The organism is Streptomyces sp. NPDC051364 (genome assembly GCF_040682115.1).
Taxonomy (GTDB): domain Bacteria; phylum Actinomycetota; class Actinomycetes; order Streptomycetales; family Streptomycetaceae; genus Streptomyces.
Map to the genome: position 1 here is coordinate 66,230 of NZ_JBFBAH010000011.1, position 18,185 is coordinate 84,414.

The window sequence follows — 18,185 nt, forward strand, 5'->3', positions numbered from 1 at the left end:
GGTGGGCGGTCAGGCGAGGGCCTGGTCTGCCCTCTGCAGCGCGCGGGCGGTGAGCACCCCCGCGAGGTGGCCGAGGTACTCGGCCGAGGTGCCGCGCCCGGGGACGAACAGCTCCCTGGGCTCGGCGCGGAAGGCCGCGAGCACGGCCTCCGTCGTGTACGGGCCCCCGCGCAGCCGGTCTTCGACCCCGCGCAGCCGCAGTGGGCGGGCGGTGGCCCCGGTGACCGCGATGCGCGGCCCGTCGGGGGTGATCCGTACGGCGGTGGCGCAGACCGGGTAGCGGGTCGCCCGGTCGGCGGTCTTCTCGAAGGCGGCGGCCCGCCCGGCGGCGGGCACCAGCAGTGCGGTGACCACGGCCCCGGCGGGCACCCCGGAGGCGGTGAACTCCTCGGCGCTCACGGTCGACCGCCCGCCGGGTCCGGCCAGTTCGACCCGGGCGTCGGCTGCGATGGCCGCGACCGGCAGGTCGGTGGCGCGCCCGCCGGCGGCGAGGTTCCCGCCGGCGGTGCCGAGGTTGCGGACCTGGGGGTCCCCGTTGGCCCGGGCGGCGGCCGCCACCTCCGGGGCCTCGGCGAGGACGGCCGGGTGGGCGGCGAGCTGCGCGAGCGTGGTGAGCGCACCGATCCGGATCCCGTCGGCGGTCCGCTCGATGCCGCGGAGCTCCTCGAGGTGGCGAACGTCGACGAGGAGCCGGGCGGTGTCCTCCCCGGTGCGCAGCCCGGGCAGCAGGCTCTGGCCGCCGGCCAGCACCCGGGCGCCCCGGGTGCCGGACAGCAGGGTCAGCGCTTCGGCGAGGCCGGCGGGCCGTACGTAGTCGAACTCGGTGAGGATCACTCGGCTTCTCCTCGCAGGCGGCGCCAGACCTTCTCGGGGGTGAGCGGCATGTCGATGTGCTGCACGCCCAGGTCGGACAGGGCGTCGACGACCGCGTTGACGACGGCCGCGGCGGGCGGCACGGTGGCGATCTCGCCGGCGCCCTTGGCACCCAGCGGGTTGTGCGGGCTGGGCGTGGTGGTCTTGTCGAGGGTGAAGAACGGCACGTCCGCGGCGCGCGGCAGGGCGTACTTGGTCAGGTCGGAGCTGATGAGCAGGCCCTGTTCGTCGTAGACGGCGGCCTCCATCAGCGCCTGCCCGAGGCCGTGCGTGATGCTGCCCTCGATCTGGCCGAGGACGATCTTCGGGTTGCCGATGTTGCCGGCGTCGTCGACGGCGGTGTACGCCACCACCTCGGTCTCGCCGGTGAGTTCGTCGACCTCGACGACCGCGACGTGCGTGCCGAAGGGGTAGTTGAAGTCCGGCGGGTCGAAATGGCTGGTCTCGTCCAGGGCGGGCTCGATCTCCGGGGGCAGCCCCCAGCCGTACCACATGGACATCGCCAGCTCGGCGAACGTCTTGGTGTTCTCCTCGTTGCCCTCTTCGTAGACCTTGCCGCCCTCGTAGACGACCTTCTCCTCGGGGACGCCCAGGAACACGGCCCCGGCCTTGACCAGCTTGGCCTTGATCTTCCGGGCGGTGATGGCGACGGCGGGCGCGGCCATGCTGTAGGAGCGCGAGCCGTACGTGCCCTGCCCGTACGGGGCCTTGAGCGTGTCCCCCTCGTACACCTGGACCAGGGCCGGGTCGATGCCGAGCTCGTCGGCGGCGACCTGCGCGAAGACCGTGTGGTGGCTCTGGCCGGTGGAGGCGGAGCCGACGGTGACGGTGACCTCGCCGGTCGGGTGGACGCGGATGTTCGCGCTCTCCCAGGTACCGCCGAGCATGCCCTCCTTGGACATCCGGGTGGAGGGGCCGACGCCGCAGATGGCCACGTAGGTGGCGAGGCCGACGCCGAGCCGCTTGCCGCGGGTGCGGGCCTCGGCCTTGCGGGCGGGCATGTCGGCGTAGCCCGACAGCTCCATCGCCTTGTCGAAGTTCAGCTGGTAGTCCCCGGAGTCGTACGTCCAGCCGAGGCCGTTGTCGTACGGGAACTTCTCCTTCGGCACCAGGTTCATGCGCCGGACGGCCGCGGGGTCCATGCCGATCTCGGAGGCGTACCGGTCGACGAGCCGCTCCATCAGGAAGGCGGCCTCGGCGCGCCCGCTGCCGCGCTGGGCGCCGAGCGAGACGGTGTTGGTGAAGGCGGCGTAGACCTCGCAGAACGCGGCGGGGATGTCGTACATGCCGCTGATGGAGCGGCCCATCAGGGCGGTGGCGACACCGGGGCCGATGGTGGAGGGGTACGCGCCGAGGTTGGCGTAGCTGGTGGCGCGCAGGCCGGTGATGCGGCCGTCGCGGGTGCCGGCGAGCACCACGTGCTGGCGGTGGTCGCGGCCCTGGACGGTGGAGTTCATCAGACCGGTGCGGGTGTCCACCCATTTCACGGGCCGGCCGAGCGCCTTGGAGAGCAGCAGGACCAGCGCCATGTCGGGGTACAGGTAGCCCTTGGTGCCGAAGCTGCCGCCGACGGTCGGGGCGATCACCCGGAGCTTGTTGAACGGGATGCCGAGGACCAGCGCGGCGAGCAGGAAGCGGTGGTTGTGCGGGCCCTGCGTGGAGGCGTAGAGCGTGTACTCGTCGGTGGCGGCGTTGTAGTCGCCGACCGCGCCGCGGGGCTCGATGGGGCTGTTGATGGTGCGCTGGTTCACCAGGTCGAGCTCGACGGTGACCTCGGCCTCGGCGATGGCCGCGTCGGTGCGGTCCTTGTCGCCGCAGGTCCAGTACGCGTTGAGGTTGCCCGGTACGGCCTCGTGCAGCTGGGGCGCGCCCTCGGCGAGTGCGTCGTCGGCCCGGGTGACCACGGGCAGCGGTTCGTACTCGACGGCGATGGCGGCCAGCGCCGCGGTGGCCTGGCGCGGGGTCTCGGCGACGACCACGGCGATCGGGTCGCCGACGTGCCGGACGGTGTCGCCGGTCAGGACCGGACGGGCGCCGGGAAGTCCGTACGGGTGGGGCGGGAAGTGGCTCTCGACGCCGCCGGGGATCCAGATGCAGGGCAGCGGCATGACGTCGGTGTAGTCGGCGGCGGTGGCCACCTTCAGCACGCCGGGCATCTGCTCGGCGGCCTTGGTCTCGATGGAGAGGATCTTCGCGTGGGCCACCGGGCTGCCGAGGATCGCCATGTGGGCGGTGCCCGGCAGGTTGATGTCGGCCACGTACGTCGCCTCGCCGCGCAGCAGCTGCGGATCCTCGCGGCTGTCCAGCGGTTGTCCGAGCACGCCCGATCCCTGGAGGGGAACCTCCCCCGTCACTGCGGTCATCTCCCTCACACCTCCTTGCCGGACGCGGAGGCCGAGCCGGACGCGGCCGACGCGGAGACGGCCGCGCCCTCGCTGATCTCCTCGGGGATCTCGGCCCGAGCGGCGGAGCAGGCGCGCTGCACGCCCCGTACGACGCTGTGGTAGCCGGTGCAGCGGCACAGGTTGCCGGTGAGCCACTCGCGGATCTCGGGCTCGGTGGGCGCCTCGCGGTCGGCGGTGTTCTCGACGAGCTCGCCGAGGGCCATCACCATGCCGGGGGTGCAGAACCCGCACTGGGTGCCGTGCTCCTGGCGCAGGGCCTCCTGGAGGCCGGTGAGTTCGCCGCCCCGCGTGGTGACCCCCTCGATGGTGGTCACCCGGGAGCCGGCCGCCGACGCGGTGAGGATCAGGCAGCTCTTGACCGAGCGCCCGTCAAGCTGGACGACGCAGGTACCGCACTGGCCGGTGTCGCAGCCGACCTTGGTGCCGGTCAGCCCGAGGCCGTCACGGAGCCGTTCCACCAGCAGTTCGTTCGGCTCGGCCGAGAACTGCTCGGGTCTTCCGTTCACGTTCAGTGAGATATCCATGCCAGCGCCTGCGCTTCCGTGAGCGGCCGGTTGAAAAGGGGCCCGCCGGGCTGCTGGAGAATTCCTCCGGAGTGCAGCGAGCCGGTGTCGACGGGGGCGAATCCCAGATCCGTGATGATTCCCGCGACGATTTCCTTTGCCTTCTCGTCGTCGCCCGCCGTGAAATGGGCCAGGCGTTCGCCCCCCGCGCTGCCGGCGACGGCGAGAGTCTCGAAATGCATGGTGTTCAGGGATTTCACGACGCGGGCGCCGGGATACCACTCGGCGACCAGTTCGCTGGAACTGCGGTCGCCCAGATCGGCGGGTGCGCCCGCGCCGCCGAACGCGTTCGTGGCGTCGACCAGCACCTTGTCCTGTACGGCCGCGGGCGGAAGGAGCCCGCGGATGGTCGCGTACGGCACCATCAGCACCAGCAGTTCGGCCTGGTCGGCGGCCTCGGCGGGGTGCGCCGCCGAGGCCGCCGGGCCCAGTTCGGCCAGTAACGGGCCGATGGACCGGGGGCCGCGGGCGTTGGCCAATAAGACCTCGTGCCCGGCCGCCACCAGGATCCGCGCGAGGGTGGAACCGATCCGCCCGGTGCCGATGATGCCTGTGCGCATTGCCGCTCCTACTCGGTCAGTCGATCGGTCGCGAGTCAGTCGGTCGGTCGGTCGCTCAGTCCATGCCGATCCAGACCGACTTGGTCTGGGTGTAGCTCTCGAGGGATTCCGGTCCGCACTCGCGCCCGTATCCGGAGGCCTTGTAGCCGCCGTACGGGACGGAGGGGTCGTACTGGTTGTAGCAATTCACCCAGACCGTGCCGGCCTTGATCTGCGAGGCCACCCGGTGGGCGCGCCGCAGGTCCTTGGTGTGGACGCCGGCGGCGAGGCCGTACGCACTGTCGTTCGCGATCCGGATCGCGTCGTCCTCGGTGTCGAAGGGGATGATCGACAGGACCGGCCCGAAGATCTCCTCCTGGGCGATCCGCATGCCGTTGTCGACGCCGGTGAAGATGGTCGGCAGGAAGTACAGGCCCTGGCTGGAGGCCCCCTCGGGGGTCCAGCCGGTGCCGCCGGTGCGCAGCAGGGCGCCTTCCTTCTCGCCGACCTCGATGTACGAGCTGACCTTGTCGAACTGGCCGCGGTGGGCCAGCGGCCCGAACAGGGTCTCCGGGTCGCGCGGGTCGCCGGGCTTGAGGGCGGCGGCGCGCCGGACCAGGCGCTCGACCAGCTCGTCGTGGATGGGGCGCTGGAGCAGCAGCCGGGAGCCGGCGGTGCAGATCTCGCCCTTGTTGTAGTAGATGCCGAAGAAGGCGAGCTCTTCGGCGGCGTCCAGGTCGGCGTCGGCGAAGACGATGTTGGCGGACTTGCCGCCGAGCTCCATCGTCACCTTCTTCAAGGTGCCTGCCGCTTTGCGGATGATCGTCTGGCCGACCGAGGTGGAGCCGGTGAAGGCGATCTTGTCGATGTCGGGGTGGCCGGTGAGGGTCTCACCCAGTTCCACGCCCGGACCGGTGATGACGTTCAGCACGCCGTCCGGGATCTCCGCCTCCTGGAAGAGCTCGGCGATCTTCAGGGCGGTGAGCGGGGTGGCCGGGGAGGGCTTGTGGACGACCGTGTTGCCCGCCGCGAGCGCCGGTGCGATCTTCGTCATCGACAGCAGCAGCGGGAAGTTGAACGGGGTGATCGCGCAGACCACGCCCAGCGGCTCGCGCAGGGTGTACGCGAGCTGCCCGCCGGCCGGGGCCCGCGAGGAGCCGTCGACGCGGGTCACGGCGCCGGCGTAGTAGTGCATGAGCTGGGCGGCCATGGGGGCGTCGACCGTGCTGGAGAAGGCGAACGGCTTGCCCATGTCAACCGTCTCCAGCAGGGCGATCTCCTCCAGGTCGCGCTCGATGAGCTCACCGACCCGGTTCAGCCGCAGCGCGCGTTCCTGGGCGGACAGTCTGCTCCAGGGACCCTCCTCGTACGCCTGGCGGGCGGCCGCCACGGCTGCGTCCGCGTCGGCGGCGGTGGCCTGGGCCACCGGTACGATCTCCTGTCCGTCCACGGGGCTGATGTCCGGCTCGGTACGGCCGTCCTGGGCCGAGACCCATGTGCCGCCGATGAACAGCTTCCCGGGGTTGGCCAAGGGCTGGTCGCTGAGCGCGCGCTTGGTCATGGCTGCCTTCCGTGTCGGATGCTGGGGCGTTCTATCCCTTGGCGAGCTGTGTCAGGAACGTCTCGGCAAGGGCCTTGGAGGAGTACGGGTTCTGGCCGGTGGTGAGCTTGCGGTCCACGACCACGTGCGAGTCCCAGATCGCCTCGGCCTTCTCGTAGCGCGCGCCGAGCCGGGTGAGCTCGGCCTCGAGGATCAGCGGGAGCCGGCCGGCCATGTTGGTGACCATCTCCTCGCTGTGCGAGAAGGCCGTCATCCGGTAGCCCTCGAACGGCCAGTGGCCTTCGCCGTCGCGCAGGGCGAGCAGCGAGGTGTGGCCGTGGCAGACGGTGGCGAGCGGTTTGTCCGCGGCGATGGCCCACCGCAGGATCTGGGCGAGCTCGTCGGACTTGGGCAGGTCCCCGATCGCGCCGTGGCCGCCGCTCACGTAGACGCCGTCGTAGTCGGCGATGTCCTTCTCGGTGAGGGATTCCAGTGCGAGGGGGTTCTTGAGCTGGGGGGTGTTCTCGATGACTCTGACGTACTCGGCGGCGTTGGCCGCGTCCTCGTCCGGTGAGCCCTGGGGGCGGACCCACTGGAGGAACTGGGGGTCGATGCTGGTCTGGTCGACCGTGGGGGCCTGGCCGCCGATCGTTGCCACGTCCACGGTGTGGCCTGCGGCCTTGAAGAGGGTGTAGGGAACGACGAATTCCTCGGCCCAGAATCCCGAGGGGTGCTGTTCCCCGTCCAACAGATGGAGCGTTGCCTTGGCCGTCATGACGACGAGAATCTTCATGACTTCTCTCCTTGTTCTGGAATCGCTGCCGATTCAACACGCCCCCCGCAGGGGGCGTAAGGGGGGAGCGTCAGGCGCGCGATACTTCGTGAGGTGCGTCCAACGCGGAGATGATGGTGCGGAATTCACCGACCAGGGGGTGGTCGGGATGAGCTTCGGCGAATATGCGTTCACCGCACAGGGCAGCCATTTCCGGCACATACGGAAGGATTCCGGCCAGGGGGGCGCCGTACACCTCCTCGCAACGCCGGCGGACCGTTTCTCCGTCGATGCCCTCGGGGGCCATGCTCATGACCAGGGTCCGCCGGCAGGGCAGCCGCCCGGCCAGGGCGATGGTCTCCTCGACACCGGAGAGGTCGATCCGGTCGGCCCGGGCCATGATCATCAGTACGTCGGCGCTCGCCATGGCGGTCACCGACTCGTTGTTGAGCCCGGCGTGGGTGTCGAGCAGCAGCACGTCGAGCTCGTAGTGCTCGGCCAGCCGGTCGAAGCCCTCCGGCAGCAGCCCCACGTCGTAGCCGCTCGTCATGAGCTCGCGCAGCGCCGCCGTCCCGGTCCGGGCCGGTACGACGTACAGTCCGGGCACGCCGGCCTGCTGGGCCGTGGCCTCGATCTCGCAGCGCCCGAGCAGGTAGTCGGCCAGGGAGGGGCCCGGGCCGAGCCGGAAGAGCAGGTCCAGGGTGGGCGACTGGATGTCCGTGTCGACCACCCCCACCCGGCGCCCCTCGCCCGCGATGAGCAGGGCCAGGTTCGCCAGTACCGAGGACTTCCCGGTACCGCCGCGGTGCGAGTGCACCACGATGGTCCGGGCCATCAGGCCACCGCCGTACGGGCCGTCGCAGGCCGGTCCGCATGCGGCCCCCGCGCCGCACGTGGCCGGTGCAGGGCCAGCATGGTGACATCGTCGTGCTGTTCGGCCGTGCCCGTGTGCTCCCGTACGGCGGTGTCCATCCGGTCGACCACCTCCCTGCCGCTCACCCGGGGGCCGCCGAGCAGCTCCAGCATCCGCTCGTCACCGAGGAAGCTGCCGGCCGGGCAGCGGGCCTCGGGCACTCCGTCGGTGAACGCGAAGAGGGTGTCGCCGGGGTTCAGCTGGGCGTAGCCGAGGGTGTACACGCAGTCCGGCAGCACTCCGACGGCCGGCCCGGTGACCTCCAGGGCGAGCGGGTCGCCGCCTTCGGCGCGCAGCAGCAGCGGCGCGTTGTGGCCCCCGTTGATGTACACGAGGCTGCCGGTCAGCGGGTCGAGCACTCCGAAGAACAGGGTGGCGAAGTAGCCCTGTCTCAGGTGGTTGCGGGTCAGGTAGCCGTTGGTGGCGGTGACCGCGTTGAGCAGCGGCGTCGCGCCGACCACGGGGACCCGCCGGCTTCCGCCGGCCCGCCCGGCGGCCACCAGGTGCTGCAGTCCGCTGTTCTCCGCGGTGTGCCGCAGCAGCGAGCGGATGAGCGCCATGAACAGCGCTGCGCCGACCCCCTTGTCGCAGACGTCGGCGACGACGAAGGCGAGGCGGCGGCCGCGGGAGATCTCGAAGACGTCGTAGAAGTCCCCCGCGACCTGCCGGGCGGGCCGGAACCGGACGTCGATCTCCCAGCCTTCGGGGACCGGCAGCGATTCGGGCAGGAACCCGGCCTGGATCTCCCGGCCGATCTCCAACTCCTTCTCGTACCCCATGAGTTCGGCGCGGGCGTCGGCTTCGCGCAGGGTGCGGCCGAGTCCGGCGCGCTCCGAGCAACTGTGCAGCCGGGCCCCGACGAGGGCGGGCAGGAAGGGTGGTACGAGGTAGTCGTGGCCGAGCCGGACGTGTTCCTCCAGGGCGGCGAACTCCGTCACCGTCCAGACGACCACGATGGGGGCTCCGCCCCAGCGGCGCAGCCGCCGTACCGCGAGGCGCACCGACTCACCGTCGGCCTCGGCCGGGGCGAGCAGCACGTCGGCGGCGGGCAGCCCCTCCAGCGGGCCGGTGCGCAGCTCCTTCAGGGTGCGGGCGACGAGTTCCGCGTCCATCGACCGCAGCGCGTCGAGCAGCTCGGGCGGAGGCGGCGGGTACTCGTCGAGGATGATCACGGTCGTGGAGGGCATGGGTCCGTCCCCTCAGCGTCTCTGATCGGCGTAGCGATCACGCCGATCGTCTTCGTGCCCTGGTGCCAGCCTGCGGCCCGTGTGAGCACGTCCCTCCGGACGCTGGTCGGCCCAAGCCTGTTCGGCTGTGTGCCAAGGAGGGTGCCCGACGTCGCCTGGGCGCCGGGTGTGCGTGCGCACACTGTCACACTGCCGCTACGCATGGCTACTCGAATCATGGGCCGTCACAGTCAGCGTGCTGATGTTGCGGCCGTCCCTGCGTACGTAGCTGAATTCGTCCACGCTGGTCAGCGCCAGGTGGATGCCGAGTCCGCCGACCCGCCGCCGCTCGGGGGGAATCCCGGGGGCGGGGGGCAGGCAGCCTTCGACGGGGTCGAAAGCCGGTGCGGAGTCCGCTATGGAGATCTGCACCCGGCCGGGACCGGAGCGGCCTCGGACGGTGATCCGCCCGTCGCCGCCCCGGTACCCGTGCATCACGATGTTCGTGGCCAGCTCGTCCACGGCCAGCCGGATCCGGTACGCGGCGCCCTTGTCCAGGGCCGCCCGGCCGGCCAGCCGCAGGACGAACGAGGCGATGTCGCCCAGTGCCCCCACGGTGGCGGGCACCTCCAGTTCAGCGGGCGTCCTCGCCAGTTCGACCATGTCACTCATGCGATTCACTCATCGGAGAGCACGATGCTGCGGTCCAGCCCGGCCGTCCGGATGGTCCGGGACACGGGCTCGATCGCGCCGACCACCTTGATGGTCACGTGGTCCGCCACCTTCTGCTGGGCGAAGACCAGGGACCGCAGTCCGGCACTGGCCATGTAGCCGACGCCGGCCATCCTGATCTCGACCGTGCCGGTGCCGTGCCCGGCGGCCTTCTCGATGGTCTGGTGGAAGTCCGGCGCGGTCTTGGCGTCCAGCTCGCCCGCCAGCTCGATCACGGTGGTGTCGCCCTCGATGCTCAGGGACACGGAAAGCGGCATGTGAGGTCTCCTTCGGCCGTACGGTGGGAGCGTTCGGTCAGGGCAGATGCGGCTAGAGCTCGGGATCGGGCGTCCGGCCGACGAGGATCACGACCGAGCGCGGACCGATCAGGTACTTCCCGGCGTTCTCCAGCTCGGGCTCGCCGCCCGGGGAGCGGATGTCGTGCGGGGCCTCGGCCCCGGTGTCCGCGAACAGGTGCCAGCTGCGCCCGTGCGGCAGCGCGGGCAGCTCCAGGTCGTGCGGCTCCCAGTGCGAGTTCATGGCCACGTACACCACGTCGTCGTCCCCGGTGCCGCAGCGGGCCACCGCCAGCAGCCGGCTCTCCGCCGACCAGTCGGGCTGCCAGGCCCGCTCGCCGTGCCAGCTGATGTCCGGCAGTCCGAGGCTCTCGCGGACCTGGCCGGTGGGGTGGGAGGTGGAGCGCAGTTCGCGGTGGTGCCCGCGGAACGCGATCATCTCCCGGGTGAACCGGAGCAGTTCGGCGTTGTCGTCGACCTGGCTCCAGTCGAACCAGGACAGCTCGTTGTCCTGGCAGTACGTGTTGTTGTTGCCCTGCTGGGTGCGCGCGACCTCGTCCCCGGCCAGCAGCATCGGGATGCCCTGGCTGGTGAAGAGGATGGCCAGGGCGTTCTTCATCTGGCGCGTCCGCAGCCGGTTGATCTCGGGGTCGTCGGTCGGCCCCTCGGCCCCGCAGTTCCAGCTGGCGTTGTCGTTGCCGCCGTCGTTGTTGCCCTCGCCGTTCGCCTCGTTGTGCTTGTCGTTGTACGAGACGAGGTCGGCCAGGGTGAAACCGTCGTGGGCGGTGAGAAAGTTGACCGAGGCGGAGGTGCCGCGGCTGGAGTACAGGTCGGGCGAGCCGGCGATCCGGGTGGCGAGCTCCCCGGTCACCCCGGGGTCGCCCTTGAGGAAGCTGCGCACGGTGTCGCGGTACTTCCCGTTCCACTCCGCCCAGCGGCCGTACGCCGGGAAGTTGCCGACCTCGTAGAGGCCGCCGGCGTCCCAGGCCTCGGCGATGAGCTTGGTGTGCCGCAGGACCGGGTCGTAGGCGAGCAGCTCCAGCAGCGGCGGGTTGGGCAGCGGAGTGCCGTCCAGGGCCCGGCCGAGGATGGCCGCGAGGTCGAAGCGGAAGCCGTCGATGTGGTAGTCGGCGACCCAGTGGCGCAGGCAGTCGAGCACGAAGTTGCGCACGACGGGGTGGTTGCAGTTGACCGTGTTGCCCGTGCCGCTGAAGTTGAAGTAGTACCCCTCGGGCGTGAGCATGTAGTACGTGGCGTTGTCGAGCCCCTTGAAGGAGATCGTCGGGCCCTGCTCGTTGCCCTCGGCGGTGTGGTTGAAGACGACGTCGAGGATGACCTCGATGCCGGCCGCGTGCAGGTCCTTGATCAGGGTGCGGAACTCGTCGCCCTGCATCCCGTAGCGTCCGGTGGCCGCGTAGCCGGCCTTGGGCGCGAAGAACGAGACGGTGTTGTAGCCCCAGTAGTCGAAGAGGTGCTCGCCCGTCTCCGGGTTGGAGCGCATGTTGTCGCTCTCGTCGAACTCGAACACCGGGAGCAGCTCGATGCAGTTGATCCCGAGCTCCTTCAGGTACGGGATCTTCTCCCGCAGCCCCGCGAAGGTGCCGGGGGCGGTGACCTGAGAGGACGGGTGCCGGGTGAAGCCGCGCACGTGGGTCTCGTACACGACGAGGTCCTCGGCGGGGAGCCGCAGCGGCGTGTCGTCGCCCCAGTCGAAGTCCTGGAGGCAGACACGCGAGCGGTACTGGTAGCCGCGGCTGCGGTCCGGCTCCACGCCCCACACGTCGCGGCCGGCGATCAGCCGGGCGTACGGGTCGGAGAGGATCTGCCGGGCGTCGAAGCGGTGGCCGGTGACCGGGTCGTAGGGGCCGTCGGCCCGGTACCCGTACTCGATGTTCTCGTGGTCGAGGCCGAAGACCGTCATGGCGAAGACGCTGCCGGTGCGGAACTCCTCGGGGAATTCCAGCTCGGCCATCGGCTCGGGCTCTCCGCGCTTGAAGATGACCAGGGTCATGGAGGTCGCCTGGTCGGAGAAGACGGAGAAACTGACCCCGCCGGGGACCACGTTGGCCCCGAACGGGAACGGCTTGCCCGCGCGGACGCGGTACCCGCCCACTTCGTGGGTCGGGTACGCGTCGACGCGCAGGACCTGCTCGGACTGGGCCTCGGTCATCGCGCGACCACGTCTTGCACGGGAGCGGCCTTCAGTGCTGCCTTGGACTTGGACTCCGCGGCCGCTGCCTCGCCGGTCTCGAAGAAGTCGAGGAAGCCGGTGGCCGACATGACGAACCGGACTTCCTCGCTCACCCCGTACAGGGTGACCGCGACCCCGGCGTGCTGGGCCTCGCGGTAGACGACGAGCAGGGTGCGCAGGCCCGCGCTGGACACGTACGTGACGGCCGTGAGGTCGATGCGCAGCGGCCGGCCCTCGCGGACCAGCGGCAGCAGGGCCTGCAGCAGCTGTCCGGAGGTCTCACTGTTGATCTCGCCGGTGGCGACGAGGACGGTACCGCCCTTGTTGCGGCGTTCCTTGACGTTCAGAGACATTGCTTTCCCCTCTAGTCGGGGCGCCCCCCGTTGAGCGCTATGAAGTCACCGGGCGCAGCCGGACCTTGACCTTGACCCGCCCCTGGACATCGGGCAGCCGGACGGTGAGACCGTCGGCGTCGAAGTCCCGGTACGGCTTCTCGTCGATCTCGACGGACGCGATCTGCACCGAGCCCGCGGGCAGCAGGTCGGGCGAGACGCGCAGCACGCGGTCGGGCAGGTTGGTCGGGTCGGGCTTGAAGTGGAAGTCCATTTCCCGCCCGTTGATGAGCAGGTTGTTGTAGACGGCGGACAGGTAGCAGAGCTCCGCCGAGTGGTACATGGACATCGAGTGGCTGCCCTTGAGCCGCTCCGTGCCGAGCAGGTACGGCGTACCGCTGGCGAGCACGTTGAAGTAGACGGCTCCCTCGTCGTGGTCGAGGAAGAACGTGTTGTAGAAGGCCTCCGCCTGCCGGGCCTCGCGCAGGAAGGCGTCGCCGCCGACGGTGCCGTTCAGGATGAGGTAGGCGAGGATCGCCTGCTCCTGCTGCCACCAGGCCTTGCGGTCGTGCCAGGCGAAACGATACGCCTCCTGGTTCCCGTCCTTCACACGCTCCACGACGTCGTACCAGCCGCCGCGCTGGACGTCGCTGCCGACGGCCGGCATGATCTCGCCGATCCTCTTGGCGAGCTCCTCGTACGCCGGCTTGGCCTTCAGCGAGTTCATCCGCATCAGGTTCCAGGCGATCTTCAGGTTGTGCCCGACGACCGCGCGGTTCTGCTGCCAGCTGTGCGCGGTGTCGTGCGACCAGTCGCGGAAGAAGCGCTCCTGGACGAACGGGCTGTTCTTGTAGTCCGGGAACTTGTCCGCGATGGTGTCGAAGGTGTACTCGAGGAAATCGGCGTACTTCTGGTCGCCGGTCGCCAGGTACAGGTTGATGAGGTACGCGGGCGCGTGGTCGCCGACCGAGTTCCAGTTCTTGCGCTCGGCGTTCTCGCCGAGGGACTCGTGGTCCGCGCTGAACAGGATCGGGTCGATGTGCGAGTAGTAGCCGCCCTGCTCCGGGTCCTTGAAGAACTTGTCGAACAGCCGGATCGTGGCGTCCGCGTCGTTCTTGATCCGGATGTCACCGGTGACGCGGTAGGTCTGGATCGGGCCGGCCAGCGCATAGATCTGCTCGTACATCGGGATCGCGTCGTAGTCGTCGGAGAACTCCGAGGTGAACAGCTTGCGTTCGGAGTCCCCGTCCACGCTGATGCCGTGGTACCAGAAGACCACGTCCTCCTCGCTGTCCACGACCCGCATGTGCTTGCGCAGGTACTCGGTGCCGCGCTCGGCGACCTCCAGGTACTCGTCCTTGCCGGTCAGCAGGTAGGCCGAGGCCATGCCGTAGACCAGGCGGGAGATGGTGTCGGTCTCCTGGACGTGGCTGGCGGTCTTGTCGCCGCCGAGCCGGATCTCGGTGCGGTACTCGGTGAAGTCCACCGGCCCGTCACCGAACTGCGCCCGGATGTAGAAGTCGGCCAGCGACTCGATCTGCTTGACCCACCAGCTGGCCTCCTCGAACCGGTAGTCCTCGGCGCCGCGGCCCAGGAACACCAGGCGCTTCGCCTCGAAGCGGCCCCCGTGCTCCGGGTAGTGGACGCCGTAGACGAAGAGGAACCGGCCCGGCGAGAGCATCTCGTCGATGTGCCCGGAGGCGTCGATGTACGGCTCGTCCAGGTTGCGGACCAGCTCGGCACTCGGGTCCCCGGCGAGGGAGACGTCGAACTCGCGGCCGTCCGAGGTCTTCAGCCGCAGCAGGCGGGACTCGGAGTCGAAGCGGCCGACATAGCCCGCGATGGTGTCGGAGAAGGAGAAGCTCACGGCGTCCGCCATGTCATGCACCGTCCTTGTCGTGTGAGCGGTCGTCCTCGAATCCCTGACTGACCTCGACGATCACCCCGTCGGGATCGCGGACCCACACGGTCCGCCAGCCGCAGATGAAGTCGTCGAAGTCCAGCGGACCCAGGGTCACTTCGGCCGCGTCGCCCAGCTCGGCCAGGAACGCGTCCACGCTGTCGGTCTGAAAGGCCAGGTGGCGCATCCGGCCCGGGGCCTGCGGCCCGTCTTCGTGCGCCTGCCGGGCCGGTTCGGTGCCGGCCGCGAAGAGCTCCAGGTACGCGTCCCCCTTGCGCAGGAACACGATCTGGGCCTCCCCGAGATCGACCACCCTGGCCCGGGTGAAGCCGAAGTACCGGGTGTAGAACTCCTCGGTGGTCTTCTGGTCCGTGCAGTTCAGGCCCACGTGCGACCAGACCATCACGCGTTCCCCGGCGCCGGGCATCAGGCGGCCCCCCGGCCCCGCCCCGCCGCGATCAGCTCGATGATCCGGCGGGCGAAGAGGTGGTGGTGGGCGCCGGTGCGGCCGGTGACCAGGTCACCGTCGACCACCACGTCCTCGTTGACGTACTCGGCGCCCATGTTCCGGACGTCGCCGATGAGGTTGTTGTGGCAGACCACCTTGCGGCCCTGGATCTTGCCCGGGATCGAGGCGGCCAGCCACATGCCGTGGCAGATGATCCCCTTGAGGACCGTCGGCTCCTCGAAGGCCCGGCGCAGCAGCTCGGTCGCCGGCGCGAGGACGTCGACGTCCTCGGTGTAGCGCAGCCGGTCGGCCACCATGCCCGAGGGCACGATGATCGCCGCGTAACGGCGCAGGTCCTCGTCGCTCAGCCCCTCCAGGGACTTGTCGGCGGTGAACGGCGCCCGGTACTCGTGCCCGGAGAAGGTGATAGAGTCGTTGCCCCACAGCCGGGTCAGGAAGTCGACCTCGGCGCCCTCCTCGGCGAACCGGTGCTGGTAGTAGAAGATCTCCGGCTCGTAGAAGTCGCTCTCGACCAGGACCGCGATCCGGGTCCCGCTCAGCGCACCCTCGCGCAGTACGGCGTCAGGCACGGGACACCCCCTTCAGGAAGTCCGCCGCGCGCTCGGCGATCATCGCGATGGCGGTGTGGCAGTTGCCCGACGGGACCGCGGGCATCACGCTCGCGTCGACGACGCGCAGGTTGCGTACGCCGTGGACCCGCAGCTCGGGGTCGACGACCGAGAGGTCGTCGATGCCCATGCGGCAGGAGCCGGCCTGGTGGTGGTAGCTCTCCGACTTCTGCTTCGCGAAGGTCCGCAGGTCCTCGTCGGTGCCGTAGCCGGGACCGGGCTGGAGCTCCTGCTTGTACCAGGGCGAGAAGGCCGAGGTCGCGAAGATCTCCCGGGCCAGCTTGATGCCCTGCACCATCCGCTCGAGGTCCCACCGGTCGCCCAGGTAGTTCGGGTTGATCAGCGGGTGGGCCAGCGGATCGGCGCTCGCGAGCCTGATCCAGCCGCGCGAGACGGGCCGTACGACACCGGGCAGGATGCTCACCGTGTTGGGGTGGTCCTTGCCGACGATCACGTCGAACGGCACGTGGACGAAGGCGATCTGCAGGTCGGGCGCGGGCAGACCGGGCTGGGACGAGAGGAACAGAGCGCTCTCCGACAGGTTCTGCGCCGGCGGCGGGAGTTCCTGGGTGACCTCGGCCATCAGCCCGGTCAGGACGTGGTTGTGGAAGTTCTCGCCGACCCCGGGCAGGGCCGCCGTCACCGCGATGCCGTGCTCGCCCAGCTGCTCGGGGTTCCCGATGCCGGAGAGCAGCAGCAGCTTCGGGGACTCGATCGCCCCGGCCGCCACGATCACCTCCCGGCGGGCCCGTACGGAGTGCAGCCCGGGCTCTGCGGTGGCGCTGTGGCCGTCGCGGACGGTCCGGCCGGGGAACTCGGCGGGCGGTGCGAGCTGCATGTACTGGACGCCCGTGCAGGTGTCGCCGTCGAAGAGCAGCCGGGTGCTCTGGGCGCTGGTGCGCAGCGTCAGGTTGGCCCGCTGCAGTGCCGGCTCCAGATAGGCGGCGAGGGTGCCCTGGCGGCGCCCGTCGGCCACGTCGATGTGGTGCCAGCCGGTACCGAAGAGGCCGCGGCGGGGGCCGTCGGTGTTGAAGTCGGCGATCTCCCGGTGGCCGAGTTCGACGGCCGCGTCGATGAACGCGCGGGAGACCGGGTTGGGGCCGTGCTGCCCGGCGTTGGTGATGCGCTGCGGGCCGCGGGTCCCGGTGGTGGGCGCGGTGCCGTCCTCCTGGCCTTCCAGGAGGGCGAAGTACGGCAGGACGTCCTCGTAACCCCAGCCGGCGGCGCCCTGGTAGGCCCAGTTGTCGAAGTCCGAGGCGTGGCCCCGGATGTGCATCATGATGTACAGGTTGCTGCTGCCGCCGGGGGCCTTGCCGCGCGGTTCGTATGTACGGCGGCCGTCGAGCCCGGGCTGCGGGACGCTGGTGTAGCCCCAGTCGACGGGCCCGCCGAGCAGTTTGTACCAGGAGGACGGGTCGTCCACCTCGGGCGGGATGCGGTTGCCGCCCGCCTCCAGGACCAGGACGGAGACGTCCGGGTCTTCGGAGAGCCGGTTTGCGAGGACGCTGCCCGCGGTGCCGGATCCCACGATGACGTAGTCGTACTCTTCTCTCTCGGCGATCGCCACGAGTCGGCCTCCCTCAGCCCTGGCTCAGCACCTGGAAAGGGACGGTGTCGTGGTAGTTCGCCATGTAGGCGATCTTTCCGTCCACGATCCGGAAGAAGTTCATGACCTCGGCCTCGATCGCCTCGCCGGAGGCGCTGACGGCGCTGAGGTGGGAGACGGCCGCGGCCTTCTCCCCGTCGACGAGGAAGTGCACGGGCTTGTTCTGGAAGACGCGGTACATCGTCCCCATGCCCTTCATCATCGAGCGCAGGACCTCCAGGCCCTCGATGTGTCCGGCGAGCTGCTCGTCCATGACCTGGTCGTCGGCGAACAGGTCGCACCAGCGGTCCCAGTCCCCGGCGTTGGCGTACTCGTAGTACTTCTCAAGGATCTGTCGTGCGTCCACAGCGCTCATCCCCCTATCGGTCCCGGCGGGTTCCGTCGGGCGCGAACGGCGCCCAGAACTGGCTGAAGGCGGTCGCCGAGTCCCCGAAGAGCCCGTCGCGGCCCTCGACGATCCGGCCGTCCTGCCACCGCATGAAGTGGAAGACCGGGTAGTCCATGCGCTCGTACGGGGACCGGCTCCCCTGGTCCGCGCCGTCGCGCAGGGCGACGTTGCGGCAGACGTCGGCGCTGCAGTCCTCGCCGACGAGGACGGACTGGATGTCCATGCGGAAGGTGCCGCCCGTGAGCTTGTGGGTCTGCCCCATCAGCTCCAGGAAGGCGTCCAGGCTCTCGTACCAGCCGGCCAGCGGGTGGTTGCCCGGCACCAGCCAGCGCAGGTCCTCGGAGTAGTACTCGAGGATGCGGGCGCGGTCGCCGGAGCCGAGGGCGGCGTACGCCGCCTCGACCCGCTCCCGTGTCACTTCGGTCATCGTCGCTTCTCCTTCGCCGGCGCCCGTGCTCAGAGCGAGCCGGAACCGGGCATCGGGGCCAGGTCGTTGACGGTGTACTGCTTGATCAGCGGTCCGTCGGGACCGGCCACGACCGTCCAGGTCTGGTCGGCGTCGAAGCCGAGCCACTGGCTGCGGGCGGCCGGCGGATCCCAGATCTTGGCCTGCCAGTTGACGAGGACCCGGACGATCGCCCGGTCGCCCTCGATGACGGGCTCCACCTTGGTGACGGTGTGGACCTCGTCGAAGAAGCGGTTCGTGACCGCCGCGTACCAGCGGCCGAAGCCCTGGTGTCCGAGGAAGGTGTCCTCGGGGACCTTGAACTCCAGGTCCTCGGTGATGAGGGGGAGCACCTGGTCCAACGGAAGGTGCTGGTCCAGGGCCACGTACCAGTTCTCCGCGAAGGTGCGGATCGCTTCCTCGGTCAGCCGCTCGGCGGGCATGCGGTCTCCTCCTGTCCGTGGTGGT

At 70.1% G+C, this 18,185-nt stretch carries 19 protein-coding genes; all 19 read right to left on the bottom strand.

Annotated elements, in window-relative coordinates:
* Positions 1 to 9 precede the first annotated feature (9 nt).
* The 19 genes from AB0M76_RS23320 to AB0M76_RS23410 all read right to left on the bottom strand — a co-directional run bounded on the left by AB0M76_RS23320 (position 10) and on the right by AB0M76_RS23410 (position 18,160).
* On the bottom strand, positions 10 to 834 hold the full coding sequence (locus AB0M76_RS23320) for an FAD binding domain-containing protein (RefSeq protein WP_365954720.1): 825 nt from the start codon (positions 832 to 834) through the stop codon (positions 10 to 12).
* Positions 831 to 3,236: a xanthine dehydrogenase family protein molybdopterin-binding subunit gene (locus AB0M76_RS23325; protein WP_365954721.1), complete on the bottom strand. Its 2,406-nt coding sequence runs from the start codon at positions 3,234 to 3,236 to the stop codon at positions 831 to 833. The genes AB0M76_RS23320 and AB0M76_RS23325 overlap by 4 nt, the downstream gene beginning before the upstream one ends.
* A 5-nt stretch (positions 3,237 to 3,241) precedes the next feature.
* Entirely contained in the window at positions 3,242 to 3,784 is a 543-nt protein-coding gene (locus AB0M76_RS23330) for a (2Fe-2S)-binding protein (protein ID WP_365954722.1), read from the bottom strand.
* A gap of 2 nt (positions 3,785 to 3,786) precedes the next feature.
* A complete protein-coding gene (locus AB0M76_RS23335; protein ID WP_365954723.1) occupies positions 3,787 to 4,401 on the bottom strand; it encodes an NAD(P)-binding domain-containing protein in 615 nt (204 codons plus the stop codon).
* 55 nt (positions 4,402 to 4,456) lie between these two features.
* Positions 4,457 to 5,941: an aldehyde dehydrogenase family protein gene (locus AB0M76_RS23340; RefSeq protein ID WP_266668949.1), complete on the bottom strand. Its 1,485-nt coding sequence runs from the start codon at positions 5,939 to 5,941 to the stop codon at positions 4,457 to 4,459.
* A gap of 31 nt (positions 5,942 to 5,972) precedes the next feature.
* Complete coding sequence (locus AB0M76_RS23345; protein WP_266668948.1) at positions 5,973 to 6,713, bottom strand: type 1 glutamine amidotransferase domain-containing protein; 741 nt, start codon at positions 6,711 to 6,713, stop codon at positions 5,973 to 5,975.
* A 70-nt stretch (positions 6,714 to 6,783) separates the two neighbouring features.
* Positions 6,784 to 7,527, bottom strand: a complete 744-nt coding sequence (locus AB0M76_RS23350) for a MinD/ParA family protein (RefSeq protein ID WP_328621983.1) — start codon at positions 7,525 to 7,527, stop codon at positions 6,784 to 6,786.
* The gene (locus AB0M76_RS23355) at positions 7,527 to 8,792 is read right to left on the bottom strand and encodes a PP2C family protein-serine/threonine phosphatase (protein ID WP_365954724.1); all 1,266 of its coding nucleotides are present in this window, start codon (positions 8,790 to 8,792) and stop codon (positions 7,527 to 7,529) included. Before AB0M76_RS23355 ends, AB0M76_RS23350 begins: the two co-directional genes overlap by 1 nt.
* A gap of 195 nt (positions 8,793 to 8,987) precedes the next feature.
* Positions 8,988 to 9,443 carry an anti-sigma regulatory factor gene (locus AB0M76_RS23360; RefSeq protein WP_365954725.1) on the bottom strand — a complete coding sequence of 152 codons (456 nt, stop codon included), beginning with the start codon at positions 9,441 to 9,443 and terminating at the stop codon, positions 8,988 to 8,990.
* Positions 9,444 to 9,448: 5 nt separating this feature from the next.
* Positions 9,449 to 9,760 (bottom strand): STAS domain-containing protein, encoded by a 312-nt coding sequence (locus AB0M76_RS23365; RefSeq protein WP_266668944.1) that lies wholly within the window; start codon positions 9,758 to 9,760, stop codon positions 9,449 to 9,451.
* A 52-nt stretch (positions 9,761 to 9,812) separates the two neighbouring features.
* On the bottom strand, positions 9,813 to 11,948 hold the full coding sequence (glgX, locus tag AB0M76_RS23370; RefSeq protein ID WP_365954726.1) for a glycogen debranching protein GlgX: 2,136 nt from the start codon (positions 11,946 to 11,948) through the stop codon (positions 9,813 to 9,815).
* Positions 11,945 to 12,322, bottom strand: coding sequence for an STAS domain-containing protein (locus AB0M76_RS23375; RefSeq protein ID WP_266668942.1), 378 nt, complete (start codon positions 12,320 to 12,322; stop codon positions 11,945 to 11,947). Before AB0M76_RS23375 ends, glgX begins: the two co-directional genes overlap by 4 nt.
* A 37-nt stretch (positions 12,323 to 12,359) precedes the next feature.
* Complete coding sequence (locus AB0M76_RS23380; protein WP_365954727.1) at positions 12,360 to 14,180, bottom strand: AGE family epimerase/isomerase; 1,821 nt, start codon at positions 14,178 to 14,180, stop codon at positions 12,360 to 12,362.
* 1 nt (position 14,181) lies between these two features.
* Positions 14,182 to 14,604 (bottom strand): VOC family protein, encoded by a 423-nt coding sequence (locus AB0M76_RS23385; RefSeq protein ID WP_365954728.1) that lies wholly within the window; start codon positions 14,602 to 14,604, stop codon positions 14,182 to 14,184.
* Between the two features lie 23 nt (positions 14,605 to 14,627).
* Entirely contained in the window at positions 14,628 to 15,239 is a 612-nt protein-coding gene (locus AB0M76_RS23390) for a DJ-1/PfpI family protein (protein ID WP_365954729.1), read from the bottom strand.
* Positions 15,232 to 16,845 carry a GMC oxidoreductase gene (locus tag AB0M76_RS23395; protein WP_365954730.1) on the bottom strand — a complete coding sequence of 538 codons (1,614 nt, stop codon included), beginning with the start codon at positions 16,843 to 16,845 and terminating at the stop codon, positions 15,232 to 15,234. The genes AB0M76_RS23390 and AB0M76_RS23395 overlap by 8 nt, the downstream gene beginning before the upstream one ends.
* A gap of 13 nt (positions 16,846 to 16,858) precedes the next feature.
* On the bottom strand, positions 16,859 to 17,239 hold the full coding sequence (locus AB0M76_RS23400) for a nuclear transport factor 2 family protein (RefSeq protein ID WP_266668937.1): 381 nt from the start codon (positions 17,237 to 17,239) through the stop codon (positions 16,859 to 16,861).
* A gap of 4 nt (positions 17,240 to 17,243) precedes the next feature.
* Positions 17,244 to 17,699, bottom strand: coding sequence for a nuclear transport factor 2 family protein (locus tag AB0M76_RS23405; RefSeq protein ID WP_266668936.1), 456 nt, complete (start codon positions 17,697 to 17,699; stop codon positions 17,244 to 17,246).
* A gap of 29 nt (positions 17,700 to 17,728) precedes the next feature.
* On the bottom strand, positions 17,729 to 18,160 hold the full coding sequence (locus AB0M76_RS23410) for a nuclear transport factor 2 family protein (protein WP_267000525.1): 432 nt from the start codon (positions 18,158 to 18,160) through the stop codon (positions 17,729 to 17,731).
* Between the last annotated feature and the right edge of the window lie 25 nt (positions 18,161 to 18,185).

Excerpts from the sequence above, each read along its gene's own strand:
- AB0M76_RS23325 (WP_365954721.1), bottom strand. The coding sequence starts at position 3,236 with ATGACCGCAGTGACGGGGGAGGTTCCCCTCCAGGGATCGGGCGTGCTC.
- AB0M76_RS23335 (WP_365954723.1), bottom strand. The coding sequence starts at position 4,401 with ATGCGCACAGGCATCATCGGCACCGGGCGGATCGGTTCCACCCTCGCG.
- AB0M76_RS23340 (WP_266668949.1), bottom strand. The coding sequence starts at position 5,941 with ATGACCAAGCGCGCGCTCAGCGACCAGCCCTTGGCCAACCCCGGGAAG.
- AB0M76_RS23345 (WP_266668948.1), bottom strand. The coding sequence starts at position 6,713 with ATGAAGATTCTCGTCGTCATGACGGCCAAGGCAACGCTCCATCTGTTG.
- AB0M76_RS23350 (WP_328621983.1), bottom strand. The coding sequence starts at position 7,527 with ATGGCCCGGACCATCGTGGTGCACTCGCACCGCGGCGGTACCGGGAAG.
- AB0M76_RS23355 (WP_365954724.1), bottom strand. The coding sequence starts at position 8,792 with ATGCCCTCCACGACCGTGATCATCCTCGACGAGTACCCGCCGCCTCCG.
- AB0M76_RS23360 (WP_365954725.1), bottom strand. The coding sequence starts at position 9,443 with ATGAGTGACATGGTCGAACTGGCGAGGACGCCCGCTGAACTGGAGGTG.
- AB0M76_RS23365 (WP_266668944.1), bottom strand. The coding sequence starts at position 9,760 with ATGCCGCTTTCCGTGTCCCTGAGCATCGAGGGCGACACCACCGTGATC.
- glgX (WP_365954726.1), bottom strand. The coding sequence starts at position 11,948 with ATGACCGAGGCCCAGTCCGAGCAGGTCCTGCGCGTCGACGCGTACCCG.
- AB0M76_RS23375 (WP_266668942.1), bottom strand. The coding sequence starts at position 12,322 with ATGTCTCTGAACGTCAAGGAACGCCGCAACAAGGGCGGTACCGTCCTC.
- AB0M76_RS23380 (WP_365954727.1), bottom strand. The coding sequence starts at position 14,180 with ATGGCGGACGCCGTGAGCTTCTCCTTCTCCGACACCATCGCGGGCTAT.
- AB0M76_RS23385 (WP_365954728.1), bottom strand. The coding sequence starts at position 14,604 with ATGGTCTGGTCGCACGTGGGCCTGAACTGCACGGACCAGAAGACCACC.
- AB0M76_RS23400 (WP_266668937.1), bottom strand. The coding sequence starts at position 17,239 with ATGAGCGCTGTGGACGCACGACAGATCCTTGAGAAGTACTACGAGTAC.
- AB0M76_RS23405 (WP_266668936.1), bottom strand. The coding sequence starts at position 17,699 with ATGACCGAAGTGACACGGGAGCGGGTCGAGGCGGCGTACGCCGCCCTC.
- AB0M76_RS23410 (WP_267000525.1), bottom strand. The coding sequence starts at position 18,160 with ATGCCCGCCGAGCGGCTGACCGAGGAAGCGATCCGCACCTTCGCGGAG.